At 33.6% G+C, this 22,235-nt stretch carries 20 protein-coding genes; 13 read left to right on the forward strand and 7 right to left on the reverse strand.

Annotated features, from left to right (window positions below; genetic code table 11):
* Positions 1 to 2: 2 nt before the first annotated feature.
* From ACRHNM_RS11605 to ppk2 (ACRHNM_RS11615), 3 genes are all read left to right on the forward strand, one after another.
* Positions 3 to 2,414 (forward strand): alpha-ketoacid dehydrogenase subunit alpha/beta, encoded by a 2,412-nt coding sequence (locus ACRHNM_RS11605; protein WP_431136740.1) that lies wholly within the window; start codon positions 3 to 5, stop codon positions 2,412 to 2,414.
* A gap of 143 nt (positions 2,415 to 2,557) precedes the next feature.
* Positions 2,558 to 3,412 carry a polyphosphate kinase 2 gene (gene ppk2 / locus ACRHNM_RS11610; protein WP_431136742.1) on the forward strand — a complete coding sequence of 285 codons (855 nt, stop codon included), beginning with the start codon at positions 2,558 to 2,560 and terminating at the stop codon, positions 3,410 to 3,412.
* Between the two features lie 6 nt (positions 3,413 to 3,418).
* A complete protein-coding gene (gene ppk2 / locus ACRHNM_RS11615; protein WP_431136744.1) occupies positions 3,419 to 4,234 on the forward strand; it encodes a polyphosphate kinase 2 in 816 nt (271 codons plus the stop codon).
* A 174-nt stretch (positions 4,235 to 4,408) separates the two neighbouring features.
* Here the strand turns inward: ppk2 (ACRHNM_RS11615) and ACRHNM_RS11620 are convergent, their stop codons facing one another.
* On the reverse strand, positions 4,409 to 5,239 hold the full coding sequence (locus tag ACRHNM_RS11620; RefSeq protein ID WP_431136746.1) for an alpha/beta fold hydrolase: 831 nt from the start codon (positions 5,237 to 5,239) through the stop codon (positions 4,409 to 4,411).
* A 106-nt stretch (positions 5,240 to 5,345) separates the two neighbouring features.
* On the opposite strand from ACRHNM_RS11620, the gene ACRHNM_RS11625 reads away from it, so the two are divergent.
* From ACRHNM_RS11625 to ACRHNM_RS11635, 3 genes are read left to right on the forward strand one after another with little or no spacing between them, the layout of a single operon-like run.
* Positions 5,346 to 5,825, forward strand: coding sequence for a hypothetical protein (locus ACRHNM_RS11625; protein ID WP_431136748.1), 480 nt, complete (start codon positions 5,346 to 5,348; stop codon positions 5,823 to 5,825).
* 10 nt (positions 5,826 to 5,835) lie between these two features.
* Positions 5,836 to 6,201 (forward strand): DUF2200 domain-containing protein, encoded by a 366-nt coding sequence (locus ACRHNM_RS11630; protein WP_431136750.1) that lies wholly within the window; start codon positions 5,836 to 5,838, stop codon positions 6,199 to 6,201.
* Positions 6,202 to 6,216: 15 nt separating this feature from the next.
* Complete coding sequence (locus ACRHNM_RS11635; protein ID WP_431136752.1) at positions 6,217 to 6,570, forward strand: VOC family protein; 354 nt, start codon at positions 6,217 to 6,219, stop codon at positions 6,568 to 6,570.
* A gap of 92 nt (positions 6,571 to 6,662) precedes the next feature.
* On the opposite strand, the gene ACRHNM_RS11640 is transcribed toward ACRHNM_RS11635, so the two are convergent.
* Both ACRHNM_RS11640 and holA read right to left on the reverse strand, forming a co-directional pair.
* Positions 6,663 to 7,223, reverse strand: coding sequence for a type 1 glutamine amidotransferase domain-containing protein (locus ACRHNM_RS11640; RefSeq protein ID WP_431136754.1), 561 nt, complete (start codon positions 7,221 to 7,223; stop codon positions 6,663 to 6,665).
* Positions 7,224 to 7,345: 122 nt separating this feature from the next.
* Positions 7,346 to 8,353 (reverse strand): DNA polymerase III subunit delta, encoded by a 1,008-nt coding sequence (gene holA, locus ACRHNM_RS11645; protein ID WP_431136755.1) that lies wholly within the window; start codon positions 8,351 to 8,353, stop codon positions 7,346 to 7,348.
* A gap of 103 nt (positions 8,354 to 8,456) precedes the next feature.
* On the opposite strand from holA, the gene ACRHNM_RS11650 reads away from it, so the two are divergent.
* The 3 genes from ACRHNM_RS11650 (at position 8,457) to ACRHNM_RS11660 (ending at position 10,848) form a co-directional block, all read left to right on the forward strand.
* Complete coding sequence (locus ACRHNM_RS11650) at positions 8,457 to 8,903, forward strand: type I restriction enzyme HsdR N-terminal domain-containing protein (protein WP_431136757.1); 447 nt, start codon at positions 8,457 to 8,459, stop codon at positions 8,901 to 8,903.
* A 4-nt stretch (positions 8,904 to 8,907) separates the two neighbouring features.
* Positions 8,908 to 9,915, forward strand: coding sequence for a glycosyltransferase family 2 protein (locus tag ACRHNM_RS11655; RefSeq protein WP_431136759.1), 1,008 nt, complete (start codon positions 8,908 to 8,910; stop codon positions 9,913 to 9,915).
* A gap of 75 nt (positions 9,916 to 9,990) precedes the next feature.
* Complete coding sequence (locus ACRHNM_RS11660) at positions 9,991 to 10,848, forward strand: OmpA/MotB family protein (RefSeq protein WP_431136761.1); 858 nt, start codon at positions 9,991 to 9,993, stop codon at positions 10,846 to 10,848.
* A 106-nt stretch (positions 10,849 to 10,954) separates the two neighbouring features.
* Here ACRHNM_RS11660 and ACRHNM_RS11665 read toward each other — a convergent pair whose 3' ends face one another.
* Entirely contained in the window at positions 10,955 to 11,575 is a 621-nt protein-coding gene (locus tag ACRHNM_RS11665) for an L-threonylcarbamoyladenylate synthase (protein ID WP_431136763.1), read from the reverse strand.
* A 58-nt stretch (positions 11,576 to 11,633) separates the two neighbouring features.
* Positions 11,634 to 13,952 (reverse strand): ATP-dependent helicase, encoded by a 2,319-nt coding sequence (locus ACRHNM_RS11670; protein WP_431136765.1) that lies wholly within the window; start codon positions 13,950 to 13,952, stop codon positions 11,634 to 11,636.
* A 137-nt stretch (positions 13,953 to 14,089) separates the two neighbouring features.
* Between ACRHNM_RS11670 and ACRHNM_RS11675 the strand changes: the two genes are divergently transcribed.
* A complete protein-coding gene (locus tag ACRHNM_RS11675) occupies positions 14,090 to 15,358 on the forward strand; it encodes an amidohydrolase (protein WP_431136767.1) in 1,269 nt (422 codons plus the stop codon).
* A gap of 1 nt (position 15,359) precedes the next feature.
* Here ACRHNM_RS11675 and ACRHNM_RS11680 read toward each other — a convergent pair whose 3' ends face one another.
* Positions 15,360 to 16,844: a hypothetical protein gene (locus ACRHNM_RS11680; RefSeq protein WP_431136770.1), complete on the reverse strand. Its 1,485-nt coding sequence runs from the start codon at positions 16,842 to 16,844 to the stop codon at positions 15,360 to 15,362.
* A 155-nt stretch (positions 16,845 to 16,999) separates the two neighbouring features.
* Here ACRHNM_RS11680 and ACRHNM_RS11685 point away from each other — a divergent pair, with 155 nt between their 5' ends.
* Positions 17,000 to 18,577, forward strand: coding sequence for an FMN-binding glutamate synthase family protein (locus ACRHNM_RS11685; RefSeq protein ID WP_431136772.1), 1,578 nt, complete (start codon positions 17,000 to 17,002; stop codon positions 18,575 to 18,577).
* An 8-nt stretch (positions 18,578 to 18,585) separates the two neighbouring features.
* Positions 18,586 to 19,104 (forward strand): hypothetical protein, encoded by a 519-nt coding sequence (locus tag ACRHNM_RS11690; RefSeq protein ID WP_431136774.1) that lies wholly within the window; start codon positions 18,586 to 18,588, stop codon positions 19,102 to 19,104.
* Between the two features lie 4 nt (positions 19,105 to 19,108).
* Here ACRHNM_RS11690 and ACRHNM_RS11695 read toward each other — a convergent pair whose 3' ends face one another.
* Positions 19,109 to 20,005, reverse strand: coding sequence for a patatin-like phospholipase family protein (locus tag ACRHNM_RS11695; RefSeq protein WP_431136776.1), 897 nt, complete (start codon positions 20,003 to 20,005; stop codon positions 19,109 to 19,111).
* Positions 20,006 to 20,120: 115 nt separating this feature from the next.
* Here ACRHNM_RS11695 and recG point away from each other — a divergent pair, with 115 nt between their 5' ends.
* Positions 20,121 to 22,223, forward strand: a complete 2,103-nt coding sequence (recG, locus tag ACRHNM_RS11700) for an ATP-dependent DNA helicase RecG (protein WP_431136778.1) — start codon at positions 20,121 to 20,123, stop codon at positions 22,221 to 22,223.
* Positions 22,224 to 22,235 lie beyond the last annotated feature (12 nt).

A 22,235-nucleotide genomic window follows, 5' to 3' on the forward strand; every position in this document is an offset into this window, starting at 1 on the left:
CTATGCAAACCGATTCTAATACAAAAACTGATTTAACTTTTGAAGACTTTAAAACTCAAGTCATAAACGACTACAAAATTGCTGTAACCAGTAGAGAATGCAGTTTATTAGGTCGTCGTGAAGTGTTGACTGGAAAAGCTAAATTTGGTATTTTTGGTGACGGAAAAGAAATTCCACAACTCGCTTGGGCTAAAGCTTTTAAAAATGGTGATTTTAGATCTGGTTATTACAGAGATCAAACCTTTATGATGGCCATTGGTGAACTCACTATTGAACAGTTTTTTGCTGGTTTATATGCCAATACAGATATCTCACAAGAACCTATGTCTGCCGGAAGACAAATGGGAGGCCATTTTGGAACGCATAGTCTTGATGAACATGGCAACTGGAAAGATTTAACCAAACAAAAGAACTCTAGTGCTGACATCTCTCCTACTGCTGGTCAAATGCCAAGACTTTTAGGATTAGCGCAAGCCTCTAAAATATACAGACAAGTTGAAGGTATAGATACGACAAACTTCTCTAAAAACGGAAATGAGATTGCCTGGGGAACTATTGGTAATGCCAGTACAAGTGAAGGCCTATTCTTTGAAACGATTAATGCTGCTGGTGTACTACAAGTTCCGATGGTAATCAATATTTGGGATGATGAATATGGAATTTCTGTTCATGCGAAACACCAAACGACTAAAGAAAATATCTCTGAAATCTTAAAAGGATTCCAACGGGATGAAAACCTTAAAGGTTACGAAATATTAAAAGTTAATGGTTGGGATTATCCGGCTCTAATTGAAACTTATCAAAAAGCTGAGTACATTGCACGCGAAGAACATGTTCCTGTAATGATACATGTTTTAGAATTAACACAACCTCAAGGACATTCTACTTCTGGTTCTCACGAACGCTACAAAAGCAAAGAGCGTCTGGAATGGGAACAGGAATTTGATTGTATCTCGCAAATGCGTCAATGGATGATTAGTAATAACATTACTAATCAGGATGAGCTTGATGCGTTAGACAAAATCATTAAAAAGAACGTTCGTGATGGTAAAAAAGCCGCTTGGAGTGCTTATTTAAAACCTATAAAAAATGAGCAGGAAGAAGCCATTATAATACTAACGGCACTTTCAGAATCAAGTAGCAATAAAGTATTTATTAATAAAATCATCAATCAACTTAAAGGTATTGATGAGCCTTTAAGAAAAGACATAGCATCGTCTGTTCGAAAGGCTCTGCGTTATGTTGTTTCTGAAAATTCCGCAGAAAAAGAACGTGTTCTAACTTGGATTAACTCCTATATGGAAACTGTTCAACCAAAATACAGTTCACATTTATACAGCACCTCAAATCGTGCAGCAACAACCATTAAAGAAGTATTACCAACTTACGATAGTAATGCTGAACAGGTTGATGGCAGAGTCGTTATCAGAGATAATTTTGATGCTATTTTTGGCAAGTATTCTGAAGCTTTAGTTTTTGGTGAAGACGCAGGTAATATTGGTGATGTAAATCAAGGTTTAGAAGGGCTTCAGGAAAAGTACGGAGAACTTAGAGTTGCAGATGCAGGAATTAGAGAAGCTACTATTCTCGGACAAGGAATAGGTATGGCTATGCGTGGCTTAAGACCTATTGCCGAAATACAATATTTAGATTATATCTTGTATGCCTTACAAATCATGAGTGATGATTTGGCTACATTACAATACAGAACCAGAGGAAAACAAAAAGCACCACTAATTATAAGAACTCGTGGACACAGACTTGAAGGTATTTGGCATTCTGGATCTCAGCTAGGAGGCATTATAAATCTTATAAGAGGGATTCATGTCTTAGTTCCAAGAAATATGACCAAAGCAGCAGGTTTCTACAATACATTATTAGAAAGTGATGAACCTGCGCTTATTATTGAATGCTTAAATGGCTATCGTTTAAAAGAAACCATGCCTAATAACATTGGTGAGTTTAAAACACCTCTTGGAGTTGTTGAAACAGTAAAAGAAGGTACAGATATCACCTTAGTATCTTATGGTTCTACACTAAGAATTATTGAACAAGTAGCCAAAGAACTTTTAGAAGTTGGTATTAATGCTGAAGTCATAGATGTTCAGTCTTTATTGCCATTTGACATCAACCATGATATTGTTAAAAGTGTAGCCAAAACCAACCGTCTTATGGTGATTGATGAAGATGTTCCTGGAGGTGCTTCTGCTTATATTCTGAATGAGATTTTAAACACTCAAAAGGCTTATCAATATTTAGACAGTCAACCTAAAACTTTAGCTGCACAACCACATCGACCTGCTTACGGAACTGATGGTGATTACTTTTCAAAACCTTCAGCTGAAGATATTTTTGAAGCAGTTTATGAAGTGAAGCATGAGGCAAATCCAAATGACTTTCCGAAATTAAGATAGCTTTCATCTTAAAAACTTACAAACCCTAAACCTTTCATTAATTTGAAAGGTTTTTTTATACATCTGCGGTTATTGATGACATAAGTCATAAAATAATTTTTGAAAATTTCATAATTTAGAAGCTATCAGTAAACTTTCAATACATGTTAACAGAAGACCTAATACATTCATTCAAAACCAATTCAGATTTAATTTCATATTTAAAAACACATGAAGATGATAATCCTAATTACGGATCAGCTTTAGAAAAATACGATTACGAACAGCAGTTACTTCCGCTTCAAGCTGAACTTGTAGATTTTCAGCGATGGGTTCAAAAGGAAAACAAAAAAATAGGAATTATTTTTGAAGGAAGAGATGCTTCTGGCAAAGGAGGAACAATTAAACGTTTTAAAGAACACCTCAATCCCAGAGCTATGCGAATAGTAGCCTTAAATAAACCCACAGAAGTTGAAAAAAACCAATGGTATTTTAATAGATATATTAAACAATTACCAAACGCTGGAGAAATCGTTTTTTTTGACAGAAGTTGGTACAACAGAGCTGTTGTTGAGCCGGTTATGGGATTTTGTACAAAACAACAGTACAATCGATTTATGATTCAGGTGCCTGAATTTGAAAATATGCTCTACGAATCTGGTACAACCATTATTAAATTCTGGTTTTCAGTCTCTAAAGAAGAACAGCTACGTCGTTTTGAAAAGCGATTGAAAAATCCTCTTAAAAAATGGAAATTCAGTCCAGTTGATGAGAAAGGACAAGAACTATGGGATGATTTTACCGTTTACAAAAACCAGATGTTTTCTCGCACGCACAACTCCTTTTCACCTTGGGTGGTTATAAAATCAAATGATAAAAAGCAAGCGCGATTAGAAAGCATCAAATATGTATTGAGTCTGTTTGACTATGATAATAAAGGAAATAGTTGCAAAGCTCTCTTGCCTGATCCGAATATCGTTCAACGCTATTTTAGAAATACCATTCAACTTGATCAATAGATTTCAATGATTATGACAGAAAAAGATTTAAACACATTAAACACAAAAAAAGGAATTGAAGCCTTATTACGTCAAAAACGTATTGATACAAAAAAAGCAATTCAGAGTGTGAAATATGAGAAACGTCTTGAAAAGCTTCAGGAAGAAATGTTAATTCTACAGCAATGGGTAGCTAAAAACGATAAAAAAATTGTCATTCTATTTGAAGGTCGTGATGCCGCTGGAAAAGGTGGAGCTATCCGACGTATTATCCAACATTTACCACCTCGTGCTATTCGGGTTGTGGCGTTACCAAAACCAAACGAAACCGAAATGGGACAATGGTACTTTCAGCGTTATATTAATCGCTTGCCAAATAATGGAGAAATAGTATTTTTTGACAGAAGCTGGTACAACAGAGCTGTCGTAGAACCTGTTAACGGGTTTTGCTCGAAAAAAGAATATGATATATTTATGGGGCAAGTCAATGAGTTTGAAAAAATGATTCAGGACTCTGGCATCTATTTATTAAAGCTATATTTCTCAATAACAAAAAAAGAACAAGAACGTCGTTTTAAAGACATTATTAGTTCCACAATTAAAAAATGGAAATATAGTGATGTTGATAAAAAAGCCTTATCACTATGGGATGACTACACTCGATTTAAAGAGGCTATGTTTGATAAAACTCAGAAGCATGCGCCATGGAAAATAATCAAAGCAAATAAAAAAACAAGTGCTCGAATAGCAGCTTTTGAATACATTTTAAAAGAAATTCCTTATGAAATAAAAGATATTGAAACCATAAAACATAAAACAATGCGATCAATTTTAAATGAATAATTTCAGAGATCAGTTTTAAAACATAATGAAATATTACCGCTCATGAGATTAGAGATGATAAAGAAGAGCTAATAATCTGATTTTGTTACTATGTAGTTTAAGGTGATTAAAACCTGAAAAAGCAACCGTTACCGATTGCTTATTTACTAAGTTTATGTTGTCTTATTTAAATTTTCAACTGTTTAAGAAGTCTATAAGAATCTTATTAAATTCTTCTTTATGAGTGATGTTTAGACCATGTGGTGCGCCTTTTATGATTTCAAATTGATTGTTTTTAATTCCTTTTGCAGCTTGCTTAGCCGAAGTGGCTATAGGAACTGTTTTGTCGGCATCTCCATGCACAATAAGTGTAGGCACATCTATATTTTGCAATTCAGATCTAAAATCGGTGTGCATCCATGCCTTTGCAGCTTCAATTGTTGCTCTGGGTGAAGCATGTGATGCTACAATAAAATCATAGTCCAGTTGAGCTTGACTAACACGATCTTTGTTATCATCATAATTATAAAAGCCTTTGTGAAAATTTTTCAAAAATCCCAAACGGTCCTCTTCTAAAGCATCTTTAATGCCTTCTAAATCTTTTTCCGGAACACCATCAGGATTATCATCTTTTTGTTTTACTAAAGGAACAATACTACTTATCAAAGCTGCTTTTGAAATTCTGTCACTTCCAAAATCTGTAAAATAACGAACAACTTCACCTCCACCCATAGAGAATCCAACAATGACACAGTTGGTAAGTTCAAGTTGTTTTATCAGTTCATTTAAATCGCTGGCTAACGAAGAATAATCATAATTATTCCATGAAAATGAGGAGATCCCAAAACCACGTCTATCGTAAGATATGCATCTGTATCCAGACTCTACAATTTTCCACACTTGTTGTTCCCATGATTTTCTGCTCAAAGGCCAACCGTGAATCAGTATAACGGGTTGACCGCTTCCGTAGTCTTCATAAAAAATATCAACGTTATCTTTCTTGGTTTTGTTTGTTATAAATGGCATAAAGGTTTATTTTTAAATTCAATTTAAAATATCTGATTAATACGTCTGTAATTGACTGTAATGGACAAATTTTTTGTTCAAATAAAAACCTCGAACTTTAATACGTATGAAAGCTGTCTCTGTAGTAACCCTAAGAAAAGAACTCAAATACAAAAGCAGTGAAGAGTTAGCTGAGCTTTGCTTACGATTATCCCGTTTTAAAAAAGAGAACAAAGAACTCCTCACCTATTTATTATTTGAAGCACATGATGAGTCTGGTTACATCGACACAGTAAAAACTGAGATAGACGAACAATTTGAAGCAATCAACACCAATAGCTATTTTTATATCAAAAAAAGTGTACGCAAAATTTTGAGAAACATTAAAAAGTACGCTCGATATTCCTTAAAAAAAGAAACTGAAGCTGAGTTACTCCTCTACTTCTGTCAAAAATTAAAAACATTTAAACCCACAATAAAAAACAACACAACCTTAATCAATATATACAACAGACAACTAGCTCAAATTGAGAAAATTGTATCTGGATTACATGAAGATTTACAATATGATTTTGGTTTAATGATTGAAGAATTGGGTTACTTATAACCAATAACACATGAAAGACACAAGTCACCACGATGAACGTATTGCAAAAATGACTGTTGCCTCAGTGTATCCGCATTATGTCACAAAAGTAGAGAAGAAAGGCAGAACAAAAGAAGAGTTGAATCAAGTCATAGAATGGCTCACTGGTTTTGATAACAGCACATTAGAAGTACTTCTTGAAGATCAAGTAACTTTTGAAACGTTCTTTAAAAAAGCCAAACTAAATCCTAATGCTAAGCTTATTACTGGTGTTATCTGCGGTTACAGAGTTGAAGAGATTGAAAATCAATTAACACAGCAAGTAAGGTATTTAGATAAACTTGTTGACGAATTAGCGAAGGGTCGGAAAATGGAAAAGATCTTACGTGTTGGTTAAAAGATCCTAATAAACATGAGCAGTATCAATAATCACATCAACTATATAGAGTTTAAAGCAATCGATTTAAAGGACATAAAAGCGTTTTATGAACAAGTATTTGATTGGACTTTTACAGATTATGGTACAAACTACACTGCTTTTGCGAATAGTGGTCTAGCTGGTGGTTTTGAAAAAACTGACCAAATGATGACAAATGGAGTTTTAATTGTATTGTATCATAAAAACTTGGAAACCGTAAAACAAAAAATTAAAAATCTTGGAGGCAATATAACCGTAGATATTTTTTCGTTTCCTGGTGGAAACCAGTTTCAGTTTTTAGATCCTTCTGGTAATGAACTGGCTGTTTGGTGTGAGACACAAAAGTAAGAAGTCACCTTATGGATTCCTGTAAAATTTAACAAAACAAAAAAAGCAGAATCAATTAAGATTCTGCTCTTTACATTGCATTGAGACATTAATTATGCAGTCTGCATACTATGTTTACCTTCATAAACTTCCTCTACTAATTTAGAGCAAAATGCTGGTAAATCTTTAGGGTTTCTACTTGTTACTAAACCTTCGTCTACAACAACTTCTTCATCTACCCAATGCGCGCCTGCATTGATGATGTCTTTTTTAATCGAGTTATACGATGTGACTTTACGTCCTTTCAAAACATCTGCCTCTGCTAATAACCAAGGAGCATGACAAATTGCTGCTACTGGTTTATGATTTTCAAAAAATGATTTGGTAAAGTTTACCGCTTTCTCATTTCTTCTCAATGCATCTGGATTAATAACGCCTCCTGGAAGTACTAAAGCATTATAATCGCTTTGTGATACTTCATCTAAGGTTTTATCAACATCATATTCATTACTCCAGTTACCATCTGCCCAAGATTTAATTTTTCCCGAGTTTTCTGAAACAATATGTACATCTGCTCCTGCATCTTTTAATGCATTCATAGGTTCTTTTAATTCACTTTCTTCAAATCCATTGGTTGCTAAAATAGCAACGGTCTTTCTGTCTAAGTTTTCCATTTTATTTTTTTGGTTTTATTGTTAATATTTATTTACCTTAGTATAGTAAATAGATGACGTAAAACCGAAAAAACGTAAGGGTTTAACGAAGATTTAGCACTATGTGTTAACAGGTCTTAAAACTAAGATAATATCTTTACTAGAAGTTCTTTCAGAAGGTCGCCTTGAGGTACTGCATTTGAGTTAACACCTTTACTCTTAACATCAAATTCTCGAAGTGTAGATACAATTTGACTTACTTTCCGCATTGGAAAATTTCGAGCAGCTGTAACATACTCATTTACAAAATAAGGATTGATTTTTAGAGCTGAAGCAACATTTCTTGGATTCTTGTCATGCAAACCATGAAAGTGTAATAACTGAGAGAAAAAACCAAACAGCAACGAAACCGTTACTACCATTGGATTGTCTTTTGGGTTGTTTCCAAAATAGTTTACAATTTTGAAAGCCTTAACGCTATTTCGCTCTCCTACAGCTTTTCGCAATTCAAAATTATTATAATCTTTACTTATCCCTATATGCTCTTCAACATGTTCAGGTGTGATTTGAGTGCCTTCAGGAAGAATTATTTTAAGCTTTTCTAACTCATTGTTAATTTTACTTAAATCAGTACCTAAAAACTCTACCAGCATCTGTGAAGCTTTAGGAGAAATCGTATACTTCTGTCCGGAAAGCACTCTCCGAATCCATTCAGCTACTTGATTATCATAGAGTTTTTTGCTTTCAAAAACAACACCATCTTGCTTCTTAATCGCTTTGTAAAGCGCTTTACGTTTGTCTATTTTTTTGTACTTATAATTTATTACCAGGACTGTTGTTAGTTGTGGACTTGAAGCATAACTTGCTAAATTTTCAATGGTGCGCGATAAGTCTTGAGCTTCTTTTACAATAACCACTTGACGCTCAGCCATCATAGGATAACGCTTAGCATTACTCACAATATCGTCAACAGTAATATCACGACCATACAATACCATTTGGTTAAACCCTTTCTCTTCTTCTGAAAGCACATTATTTTCAATGTAATCTGAAATTGCGTCAATATAATAAGGTTCTTCTCCCATTAAAAAATAAATGGGTTTGATCTGACCTTTTTTTATATCTGCTACAATTTGCTTTACCTCATCCATGATTGAAAATTACAATTTTCAAATTCCAAATTCCAAAAAAATAATATCTGTTTTGGTTTTCAGTTTTAGTAGATTAACTTTGAAAAAATCTTGGTTTGCTTTTATGCAAGTATTAAATTTTCCTAAGTTCGAATTCCGTTTCAAAAGTAACGAAAATAAAGTTTCTATTTTTGATGAGATTCGTAAAAAATTTATCATTTTACAACCTGAAGAATGGGTGCGTCAACACTGTGTTCAGTATTTAATTCAGTATAAAAATTATCCGAAATCTTTAATTAACGTTGAAAAAGAGCTCAAAGTTAATGGGCTGTCAAAACGTTATGACATTGTCGTTTTTAATCCTGATGGAAGCATTCATCTTATCGTGGAATGCAAGTCGCATAAAATTAAAATAGATCAGACCACATTTGACCAGATTGCAAGATATAATTTAACTTTGAATGCAAGTTATTTAATGGTCACTAACGGAATTAATCATTATTATTGTATGATGGACTTTAATAACGAACGCTATGAGTTTTTAAAAGATATTCCAAATTATAAATACTGAATACTTGAAACTAGCTATCGTCATATTAAACTGGAATGGAAAACAATTGCTTGAGCAGTTTATACCTTCAATTATTAAATATTCTCAGGAAGCAGATCTTTATGTTGCAGATAACGCCTCAACTGATGACTCTGTTACATTTTTAAAAACGCATTTTCCAAAAGTCCAGATTGTTCAAAATAAGATAAATGGCGGTTATGCTAAAGGTTATAACGATGCTTTAAAACACATTGAAGCTGATGTGTTTTGTTTACTTAACAGCGATATAGAAGTCACTCCAAACTGGCTCATACCTATCGTTCAAGAATTTCAATTAAATTCAAATACAGCAATTATTCAGCCTAAAATTTTAGATTTCAACAAAAAAACGCATTTTGAATATGCTGGAGCGGCTGGTGGATTTATCGATAAATACGGTTATCCGTTCTGTAGAGGTCGTATTTTCAATAGTATTGAGGAAGATAAAGGACAATACGACGATACCACTACTGTTTTCTGGGCTTCTGGTGCTTGTTTTTTTATACGGAAAACTACCTTTGAATCCTTAAGTGGCTTTGATGAATCTTATTTTGCCCATTTTGAAGAAATTGATTTATGCTGGCGTGCTTTTAATGCTGGTTACATTACAAAGTATGTTGGTGCCTCTACTGTGTATCACGTTGGAGGTGCTACATTAAATGCTATACATCCAAAAAAAACCTATCTCAACTTCAGAAATAGTTTATTTACCATTACTAAAAATGCCTATGGATTTCTGTTCGGAGTTATTTTTATAAGATTAATTTTAGATGGTATTTCAGGTTTAAAATTCCTGATTCATTTTCAATTCAGACATTTTTTAGCCATTTTAAAAGCTCATTACAGCTTTTACTCTAATGTAAGTCGCCTTTTAAAACAACGTCGTCAACTTCCAAAGAAAAAAAACTACTACAAAACAACATCTATTGTGTGGTCTTACTTTGTGCGTAAACGTTATTATTACCAATTGTTAGTAAATGTGTTAAAATTTTAGTTAAAGAAGCACTCAGGATGTTTTCTTTTATCTAATTTTGATATGTTAAATAACAACTAATTATTAAAGTTTATTATGAAAAAATTAATGCTATTAAGTGTTGCTGGGATGTTAATTATGACTTCATGTGTGTCAAAGAAAGAATTTATGGCACTAGAAGAAAAACAAAAAGAAACTCAGGATTTATTAAATTCTGCAACTGTTAAACTAAACAGTTGTTTATCAGACAGAGCAGCAGCTGAAGCTCGTGTTGAAACCATGAAAGATCAGTTAGCCGATTTGCGTAAGTCAAACCAAGATTTAATTGACACTAAAGGAAATTTAACAACCTTAACTCAAAAAGGTGCTGAAAACCTTGAAAAATCTTTAGAAAGCTTAAAAGAAAGAGATCTAAAAATCACGCGTTTGCAAGATGCTTTATCAAGAAAAGATAGTGTAACATTAGCCATAGTAACCAGTTTAAAGAAAGCTGTAGGTATTAATGATCCAGACATCGAAGTAAATGTTGAAAAAGGAGTTGTATTTATTTCAATTGCAGACAAATTACTTTTTCAGTCTGGAAGTTACACAGTAACGACAAGAGCTAAAGAAATTTTAGGAAAAGTTGCTAAAGTAATTAATAGCAAGCCAAATTTTGAAGCTATGGTTGAAGCTCATACAGATAATGTTCCTTATAAAAAAGGTGTATTGTTAGACAACTGGGATTTAAGTGTGAAACGCGCAACGTCTGTCGTTAGAGTTTTAGAAGAGCTCGAAGTTAATCCACAACAATTAGTTGCTGCTGGAAGAAGTTACCATGTTCCTCTAGTAGAAAACGATACTGCTGAAAACAGAGCAAAAAACAGACGTACCAGAATTGTTGTAATGCCAAAAATTGACCAGTTTTACGAAATGGTTGAAGAAGAAATGAAAAACTTATCTGCTGGTAACTAATCCAGAAAAATAGAATACTAAAAAAGGCTCAATCATATGATTGAGCCTTTTTTTATAACTTTAAAAATTGAAATGTAAGCGAGTACTAACGCACCTTAACCATACATTAAAATATTTCCAAATTTCCTTTTCCTTCCCTAACTATCAAAGGCTCATCTTGAGATAAATCAATCACTGTAGACGCTTCATTATCTCCATAACCACCATCAATTACCAAATCGACTAAGTTATCCCATTTTTCAAGAATTAATTCTGGATCTGTCGTGTATTCTATTATTTCATCTTCATCACGAATAGATGTCGATACAATTGGATGACCAAGTTGTTTCACAATTTCTAAAGCAATAGAATTGTCAGGCACACGAATACCAACAGTTTTTCTCTTTTTAAAAGGATGTGGCAACGTATTAGAACCTGGTAGAATAAATGTGTAAGCACCAGGAAGTGCTCGTTTTAATATTTTAAATGTTTTAGTGTCAATCTGTTTTACATAATCGCTTAAATTACTCAAATCATGACAAATAAATGAAAAATTAGACTTCTCTAATTTAACACCTTTAATTCTGGCAATCTTTTCTAACGCTTTAATATTAGTGATGTCACAACCTAAACCGTAAACCGTATCAGTAGGATAAATTATTAATCCTCCACGTTTAAGCACCTCAACAACTTTTCTAATCTCTTTAGGATTAGGGTTTTCCTCATAAATTCGAACTAATTCAGCCATAAAACTAGAATATTGATTTTACACTTTACAAAGTAATTAATTATTTTATTACGAATAACTATCCTAACACATCAAGTTTAGCAAAACGAAGTAATAATTTCTTTACACCTCCTACTTCAAAATTAATTTCAGCTTTTACATCTGCACCCTTTCCTTCTATCTTTAATACTTCACCTTTACCAAAACGCGCATGCTCCACAACATTTCCTATAGCTAATTCACCATCGAACAGATTTGTTTTATCGTTAGAATTAGATGATTTAGTTACTGGTTTTAAATTTTTAGGAGCTACAAATTTTGGCGGTTTAGTGTCTTTTTTTCGCTTGATTGGTTTTTTAAATCGAATCTGACTAGGTTCAATATCTCCAAAAATATCAGCCGATAACATAGGGTTTTGACGTGGTTCATGAATTGGTGTCAATACCTCTAAAAACTGATCATCTATTTCTTCAATAAATCGGCTTGATTCTGCATCTATTAATTTTCCCCAACGATATCTTGATAACGTATAAGTCAAGTAGGCCTGTTTTTCAGCTCTGGTTAAAGCTACATAAAACAAACGCCTTTCCTCTTCCAATTCACTTCTGGTATTCATACTCATCGCGCTTGGAAATAAATCTTCTTCCATTCCTACGATAAACACATGTGAAAACTCTAAACCTTTAGCCAGATGAATTGTCATTAAAGCCACATGATCAGGATTGCCCTTATCTGCATCTAAATCGGTAGCCAAAGCTACATCTTCTAAAAATTCAGCTAAAGAATCACCAGCATCAGCTAATTCTTTTTGTCCTTCTACAAAATCTTTAATACCATTTAATAATTCTTCGACATTCTCAATACGTACAACACCTTCAGGAGTTCCATCTTTATTAAACTCGCGCATCAAACCACTAGATTTCACAACATGCTCTGTCAGTTCAAAAGCACTGGCCGTTTGATTCATCACTTGATAACTTTCAATAAGCGTTACGAAATTTTTGAGCTTGGTTTTGGTGCCAGTATTGATATTAATCTCAACTTTATCTATATTTTGTAAGACTTCAAAAATAGTTTTTCCGTAGCCATTAGCAGCAACTACCAATCGGTCTAAAGTTGTTTGTCCAATACCTCGACTAGGATAATTAATCACTCGTTTTAGAGCTTCTTCATCTGCTGGGTTTAAAATCAAACGTAAATATGCCGTAACATCTTTAATTTCTTTTCTTTGGTAGAATGACAATCCTCCGTAAATGCGATATGGAATATCACGCTTCCTCAGTGCGTCTTCAATAGCACGAGATTGGGCATTGGTTCTGTACAGAACAGCAAAATCACTGTTAGGCAATTGCTCGTTCATTTTGGTTTCCCAGATGGTACTTGCCACATAGCGACCTTCATCACCATCGGTCATCAATCGGTTCACTTTTACTTTTTCACCTTCAACATTTGCTGTCCAAACAATCTTATCCAGTTTCGTTTTATTGTGTTCTATAACCGAGTTTGCTGCACCTACAATGTTTTTGGTAGAACGATAATTCTGTTCGAGCCTGTAGACGTTAACATCGTCATAATCTTTCTGAAAGTTTAAAATATTATTAATATTTGCTCCACGAAATGCATAAATACTTTGAGCATCATCTCCAACAACACATATGTTCTGAAAACGATCAGATAAGGCTCTCACAATTAAATATTGTGAATGGTTGGTATCCTGATACTCATCTACCAATATGTATCTAAACTTATTTTGATATTGTGCCAAGACATTAGGAAAGCGGGTTAATAATTCATTAGTGCGCAACAATAAATCGTCAAAATCCATAGCTCCTGCTTTAAAACAGCGATCTACATAATTTTGATAGATTTCACCCATTCGTGGTCGTCTTGCTGCTGCATCAGCTTCTATTAATTCAGGGTTTCTTAAATAGGCTTTTACTGTAATAAGACTGTTTTTGTATGAAGAAATACGACTGTAAACTTGTTTTGTTTTGTAAACATCTTTATCCAGACCCATTTCTTTTATGATAGAACCTAAAAGCTTTTGTGAATCTTGTGTGTCGTAAATTGTAAAATTACTGGGAAATCCTAAGTGGTGCCCTTCAAAGCGTAAAATTTTTGCAAAAACCGAATGAAAAGTTCCCATCCATAAGTTTTTAGCCTCACTATCACCAACGATATCTGCGATTCTGCCTTTCATTTCTTTTGCAGCCTTATTGGTAAATGTTAAGGCCAAAATATTGAACGCATCAACGCCTTGACTCATTAAATACGCAATTCTGTAAGTCAGTACTCGTGTTTTCCCTGAACCAGCTCCTGCAATTATAATCATCGGTCCATCCTTTTGTAAAGTTGGAGCTAATTGCGCTTCATTTAGCTGACTTAAATATTTTTCCAATGCATTTTCGTTTTTAGAACGATAAAAATAACCATTTGTAACAGGTTTTACACAGTGCTTTTATCAATAATTATAAACAATTATTGTTGCTCTTATATTTTCATATATATTTAAGTTTCGAATCAAATACTTCAATTATGAAAATCCTAAATGCGTTTCTATTACTAGGAATTACAAGTACATTTGCACAAAGCAATTTAGAATCTGACTTTATTCAAATAGAGTCTAAACTCATTGAATGGCGACGTGATTTTCATAAACATCCTGAGTTATCCAATCAAGAATTTAAAACTGCTGAAAAAATTGCAACACATTTAAAATCTCTAGGATTAGAAGTTCAAACTGGAGTAGCCATTACAGGAGTTGTTGGAATATTAAAAGGAAATCAACCTGGAAAAGTCGTCGCGCTTCGAGCAGATATTGATGCTCTTCCAGTAACTGAAGACAACGATTTACCCTTTAAATCAACTGTTACTACAAATTTCTCAGGTAATGAAACTGGTGTCGCTCATGCTTGTGGTCATGATGGTCATACGGCAATTTTAATGGCTGTCGCTGAAATTCTTTCAAAACATAAAGATAAAATTAAAGGCACTGTGAAATTCATTTTTCAACCTGCTGAAGAAGGGCCTCCTCCAGGCGAAGAAGGTGGTGCAAAATTAATGATTAAGGAAGGTGTACTTCAAAATCCTAAAGTAGATGTTATTTTCGGTTTGCACTTAAGATCTATGGTTGAAGTTGGAGAAATACATTATAAACCTGGAGGTGCAATGGCAGCTGTAGAGCGATTTGTCATTAACGTAAAAGGAAAACAAGCACATGGAGCGGCTCCATGGTTAGGTGTTGATCCTATAGTAATTTCTGCGAAAATTATTGATGGGTTGCAAACCATTATCAGCAGAGAATCTAAACTCATCAACGAAGCTGCTGTTATTACTGTTGGAAAGATTACCAGTGGAGTTCGGTTTAATATCATTCCAGAAACTGCGGAGTTGGTAGGAACTGTAAGAACATTAGATCCAGATATGAAAGCTTTAATTATCAAACGAATGACTGAAATGACGGAAACTATTGCCAAAGCTTATGGTGGAGAAGCTACTATTTCTTTTAGAAACCAAACGGCTATTACCTACAACAACCATGACTTGGTTAAAGATATGCTACCTAGTCTAAAAAAAGCTGCAGGCGACGATAAAGTGATTCAGATTAAAGCTGAAACTATTGGTGAAGACTTTTCATATTTTCAAGAAGAAATTCCTGGATTCTATTTCTATTTAGGTGGAATGACTAAAGGCAATATTGAACTTCACCCTCATCATACACCTCGCTTTTTTATTGATGAAAGCGGACTTTTACTTGGTGTAAAAGCATTGACTCTAATGACATTAGATTATTTGAACCAATAGTCTAATTGTCTTTTTTACCATCTCCAGCCATTGCTGAGACTAAACCTGATTGTGCATTTTTCCATATAAAATTAAAGATAGATTTTGTTTTATCTCTCTCTACAGTTTTGGTATCGCTATGTCTAAAGCCGTCTGTTTTATCATTACTGTCTTTTGCTATGAATAAGTTGACCAATCCTGATAAAAACTTATTTTTTTCCTCACCATTTTCTTTAAGGATCACAATATCAAACTGGTCGTAATCGGTTTTTAAATCTATTTGTGAATGATTGGCAGTACCATCAATTGTAAAATAAGTTCTAATGAGTTCTCCTTCCAGTTTCAGATTGAGATTAGGTTTCATAAACTGATTCAAATGTTCTGCTTTTAACATTCCAATATCTGCTTTAAAAACAAAGTTATCGTTGACATCATTAACATCAAAATTCCAATCCACTTCTAAAGGTGTATTTTTCATGAAATTTGATGTAATGTTTAGCGATGTGCGTTCAGATTCTGAATATGTGTTAGAAATATTTTTAATTGTTGCTTCTAAATTTGAAAACTCTAATCTACCAGGTTCTCTATCTGTTTTTACTTTTTCTTCATAAGTAATTTCAGCTTTATTTATGATAACATTACTTAAAGTTAAATCAAAATTAAGTTCTCTTAACATTTTACTATACAAGGGCTTATCAACTAAATCATCTGTAATCGACTTATCACGATAAATATGGAAATCAGGCTTATTAATAAGAATACTATCTGCTTCAAAATGCGCAGATGATGTCTTATCAAATTTTAAGTTATGATTTTGAATGTCTACAGAAGCTATACTTAAATCAAAATGATCTCGCTCTGTTTTGATACGTTTTGATAATTCGGCTTTAGAATATTTGGTTTTAAGTTCAAATTCTTCAAGTGTAGTGTTTTGGTTATTCATATTTAGAGAAGCCACAAATAAGTTTTCAAACTCACTAATATTGTATTTTAAATTTTCAGAACTAAGCGATAAATTCTGAAATGCGAAAGGTAATTTTTTAGTTTCAGAGGAGTTAAAAACAACTGAATCTAGCTGAAAATCTAATTTTTCGGCAGAAAAAATCAATGAGTCATTAGTGATTTTGAAAATTTTTATTTCGGCATTACTGACCTCAAATGATGCAATATTTATCTTTTTGTTTAGCTTGTTAGTCAAAACAGAATGGTAACGCTCATTATTTACTTTTTTATTATGATAATAAGTGATTTCTGGCTCATCAACCTTTATTGCTTGAATATTAATACACTCATTAAAAACATAATCCCAGTAACTCAAACTCTTTATCTTAATGGTTTTGAATGCTATTTGTGCATTAATACTATCGGTTGTTTGCCCTTTAACTGTCAATAAAGGCTGTTCAAGATTTAAACTTCCTGAAAATATTTGGATATCTACATCGTCATATTGCAAATCTATATGGTTGGGCAAATTCTCAACATAAGCTTCAAATTTCCTGACTATCATATACTTTGACATAAAAAAAACTGCCAACATTAGAATGAAAACTATGATAAAAATCCGATTTATATTTTTTCTATTTAAAGGCATTTCATAAAGATTAAGATTCATTACTTTTATGTCGTTTAAATTAAAGCAACTTTAAATACTAAGTAGACGTAATGGATAATTTTATTAATGCTATCGCATCAATCTCATGGTGGATGTGGATTATTATAATATTACTTATTGTTGCAATTCGTGATATTTTCTTTCAAAAAAGACATACCATAAGCCACAACTTTCCTATTGTTGGACATATTCGCTATTTACTGGAAAGTATTGGACCAGAAATGCGCCAGTATTTCGTAGCCAACAATCGTGAAGAGCTACCTTTCAATAGAATTGAACGTAGCTGGATTTATGCTTCTGCAAAACAAGAAAACAATTACGAAGGTTTTGGTACAGATCGAGATATTTATGCTCACCAGCATATCTTTATTAATAATGCCATGATGTCTTACAAAATAGAAGACAATCACCCTAATAGTATAGACAAGTCGTTTATACCATGCGCCAAAGTTATGGGAGCCTATCACAAAAGACGAAAACCGTATCGTCCTGCCTCTATTATAAACGTCTCAGCTATGAGTTTTGGTTCTCTGTCTGCTAAAGCTGTAGAGTCTTTAAATAAAGGTGTTAAAATCACTGACGCATACCATAATACTGGCGAAGGCGGATTATCTCCATATCATAAAAATGGAGGTGATGTTGTATTTCACTTCGGAACAGGTTACTTTGGTGTTCGTGCTAAAGATGGTGGATTTTCAATGGAAAAAATGATAAAACTTGTTGAAGACAATCCTTTTATTAAAGCTATTGAAATAAAATTATCGCAAGGCGCAAAACCCGGAAAAGGCGGAGTGCTTCCTGGCGCAAAAATATCTCATGAAATTGCTGAAATCAGAGGCGTTGAAGTTGGTAAAGATGTGTTGTCTCCACCAAATCACTCAGCGTTCTCTAACGTTCCTGAACTGGTTGGTTTTATTGAAGATATTGCAGAACAGACAGGATTACCTGTTGGAATAAAAGCTGCTATTGGCAAATTAGAACAATGGGAAGAACTCGCTGATATTATGAAGAAAACAGGAAAAGGACCAGATTTTATTACTGTCGATGGTGGTGAAGGCGGCACAGGTGCTGCTCCTCCCAGTTTTGCAGATCATGTAAGTCTACCTTGGGTTTATGGTTTTGGAGATTTATATAAAGTCTTTCAAAATAAAGGATTAACAAATCGAATCGTATTCATTGGCAGTGGTAAACTTGGTTTTCCAGCAAAGGCTGCAATGGCTTTTGCAATGGGAGTAGATTGCATCAATGTAGCCCGAGAGGCTATGATGAGTATTGGCTGTATTCAAGCTCAAATCTGTCATACCAATAGGTGTCCATCTGGGATTGCTACACAAAGCAAATGGTTACAAAACGGTATAAATGTGCCATTAAAATCTGAACGTCTGGCTCAATATTTCAAATCGTTTAAAAAAGAACTTATTGAAATCACACATGCTGCTGGTCATGAGCATCCTTGTCAGTTTAACATGAATGACATTGAAGTTAATGTTGATGACCATAATCTTTCACAAGATATGAGTAGCACTTATATGTATGATAAAACAAATGTTCCTTTTACTTCTATGCAAGATTTAAAAGATTGTATATTTTTGGGAGGTAATTCGGAACAAAAAACACATAAAAATTAAAAATACGTATGGAATTAGATATCTTAGGTTTGTTATTATACTGCATTCCTGCATTAATTACTGGAGGAATTGCTTTTTTATTTTTTAGAGAACACGTAGAAAATGAAAACAACCGCAGAAATTTTTTAATACAAAAAGACCTCCAAAAAAACACCTTACCAATGCGGCTTCAAGCCTACGAACGTATGTCGCTTTTTTTAGAAAGAATTAAGCCTTCAAAAATATTACTAAGAGTCAAACCAACATCTTCAAATAAAGAAGATTATGAGTCTTTACTTATAGCAAACATTGAACAGGAATTTGATCATAATTTAGCCCAACAAATCTACGTTACAGACAAATGCTGGAGCATCACTACGACCGCAAAAAATGCAACCATTCAAATGATTAGAAAAGCAACATTATCAGACAAAGTAGATTCTGCTGACAAACTTAGAGAAGTTATTTTAAGTGATATGATGGACAAGCGATCTCCAAGTGATGCAGCTTTATCATTTATAAAAGAAGAAGTTTCAGAAATCTGGTAAAACATCATTCTAAAACTTGATCTTCATGCTTGTTTTTAGCGTATTCATAACCTTGAGACCACCATTTGGTCATTAAACGTTTACTAAAAATCAGAGAGTTTTCAGTAAGACTCGTTGGCGTATAATACATATTAAGCTTCACACCTCTGTTTTTAGCCGCAAGCTTACCAATCATAATATCATTTTTTTCAACCTGATCTAAAAGATGTCCAAACAAACTCAACATTAAAGAAAACGGATTTTTACCTAATACCTTTTGCTTACTCATGTTTTCCGACTCTAATACAATAGCATCAACTTCCGTTGCGCCTCTTTGAATCGCTTCCCTTATAGGAATCACACAACCCAAACCTCCATCTGCATATTCATATCCATCAACTTTAGCCAACGACATGAACGGAATGTAATTACACGAAATCCATATCCAGTTACAAAACTCTTCATAACTAAATTCGTTAATCGACTTATACTCTACACGATTCATAGACAAGTTTGAAACCGTAACAACCACATCTTCTTTTGTCGCTCTTATTTTATCAAACTCCTCTCTTGTCAGATTTCTTTTAATATTTCGTCTCAACGACTTACTTTCTCCAAAGGTGCGTTTCATTCTCACAAATTGCCACAAGGAGTTCACAAAATCAATTGATACATATTCACGATCACCTTTTTGACGCTGAATAAACGGACTCACACTAAAGATATCGTTCTGCTGTACATTCGTAAAAATACCGTACAGCTTATTAACATTATTAGCTGCCAAATGTGGCACCAATAAGCTCCCAGTTGATGTTCCTAAAAACAAATCGTAATTACGACCCAAATCTTTAATCAAATATTCCGCAACACCTCCAGCAAAAGCCCCTTTACTTCCTCCTCCTGATATAACCAATGCTTTCATTTATATATTTTCAATTTTACCATACCACCAAAATACAATTTTATCTAAACTATAATAATATGAAAATCTATTTTCTAAAAGATAACTATTCAAAGGAATTATGTAAATTCGCTATATGAGTACCAATCTTCAAACTCCTATCGATTATCTTAAAGGCGTTGGACCTAATCGCGCAGAATTACTACGAAGCGAATTAGGCATTCACACCTACCAAGACTTAATCAACCTGTTTCCTAATCGCTATCTAGACAGAACCAAATATCACAAAATAAGCGACTTAAGAAGAAACAGTGCCGAAGTTCAAATTATAGGAAAAATTATTGGATTTAAAGAAATTAGCCAAAAACGCGGCAAGCGACTTGTAGGCACTTTTGAGGATGACACAGGACGCATGGAATTGGTATGGTTTAGAGGACAAAAATGGATCAGAGATAGTATAAAAAAAAATATACCTTATGTGATTTTTGGAAAAGCAAACTGGTTTAACGGTGTTTTTAGCATGCCACACCCAGATTTAGAATTACTGAGTGAGTACCAACAAAACCTACGCTCATCTATGCAGTCTATCTATCCTTCTACAGAAAAACTATCAAATAAAGGCATTACAAATCGTGTAATGACCAAAATAATGCAAAGTTTATTTATAGAAACTAAAGGACGCTTTGAAGAAACATTGTCTGATAATTTAATTTCTGAACTCAAATTATTATCAAAAAGCGAAGCACTTTTCAATATTCATTTTCCAAAAAACCAGGACCTGTTAGCTCGCTCTGAATTTAGATTAAAATTTGAAGAATTATTCTACATCCAATTGCAATTAATTTTAAAAAATTTAATTCATAAATCAAAAATAAAAGGGTTTCCATTTGAGTCGGTCGGACAATACTTTAACACCTTTTATAAAAACCATTTACCCTTCGATTTAACCAACGCTCAAAAACGTGTTTTAAAAGAAATTAGACAAGATTTAGGAAGCAATGCACAAATGAATCGATTATTACAAGGCGATGTTGGTTCTGGAAAAACAATAGTTGCCTTCATGTCAATGCTCATGGCACTTGACAACGATTTTCAAGCCTGTCTAATGGCTCCGACTGAAATTTTGTCAGTTCAACACTATCAAGGATTACTTGAGTTATCTAATAAATTGAATATCAGTATTTCACTATTAACAGGCTCAAGCACTACTTTAGAGAGAAGAAAAATTCACGAATCACTTGAAAATGGAGAATTAAACATCCTAATTGGTACGCATGCACTGCTCGAAGATAAGGTGAAATTTAAGAATTTAGGACTTGCAATTATTGATGAACAGCATCGATTTGGAGTTGCTCAACGTTCCAAATTATGGAAAAAAAACACCTCTCCTCCACATATTTTAGTGATGACTGCAACACCAATTCCCAGAACTTTAGCCATGTCTGTTTATGGTGATTTAGACATCTCAGTAATTGACGAATTGCCACCAGGAAGACAAGCCATAAAAACAGTTCATAGGTATGATAAAAACCGACTTAAAGTATTGCGTTTTATTCGTGATGAAATTGATAAAGGCAGACAAATCTATATCGTCTATCCATTGATACAAGAAAGTGAAAAATTAGACTATAAAGATTTAATGGATGGCTATGAAAGTATAGTTAGAGATTTTCCGCAACCAAAATATCAAATTTCCATAGTACATGGCAAAATGAAACCTGCAGACAAAGATTATGAAATGCAACGCTTTGTGAAAGGTGAAACTCAAATCATGGTTGCCACTACTGTTATTGAAGTTGGTGTCAATGTTCCAAATGCCTCAGTTATGGTTATCGAAAGTGCAGAACGCTTCGGATTATCACAACTACACCAGCTTAGAGGTCGAGTTGGTCGTGGTGCAGAACAAAGTTTCTGTATATTGATGACTGGACACAAACTTAGTCAAGATAGTAAAGTCAGACTAGAAACCATGACAAGAACCAGTGATGGATTTGAAATTGCAGAAGTCGATTTAAGACTTCGTGGTCCAGGAGATCTTATGGGCACTCAGCAAAGCGGCATTTTAAACCTTAAAATTGCCAACATTATAAAAGATAAAGACATATTACAAAGCGCTCGTTTTTATGCCAAACGTATTTTAAACAGCGACCCTTCATTAGGTTCTACTGAAAATAAAGTAATTTTACGAACCTACAGACAACTCAGTAAATACAAGAACATTTGGAACTATATTTCTTAGAATTATATAATT

The organism is Psychroserpens mesophilus, assembly GCF_050617655.1.
Taxonomy (GTDB): domain Bacteria; phylum Bacteroidota; class Bacteroidia; order Flavobacteriales; family Flavobacteriaceae; genus Psychroserpens; species Psychroserpens mesophilus_A.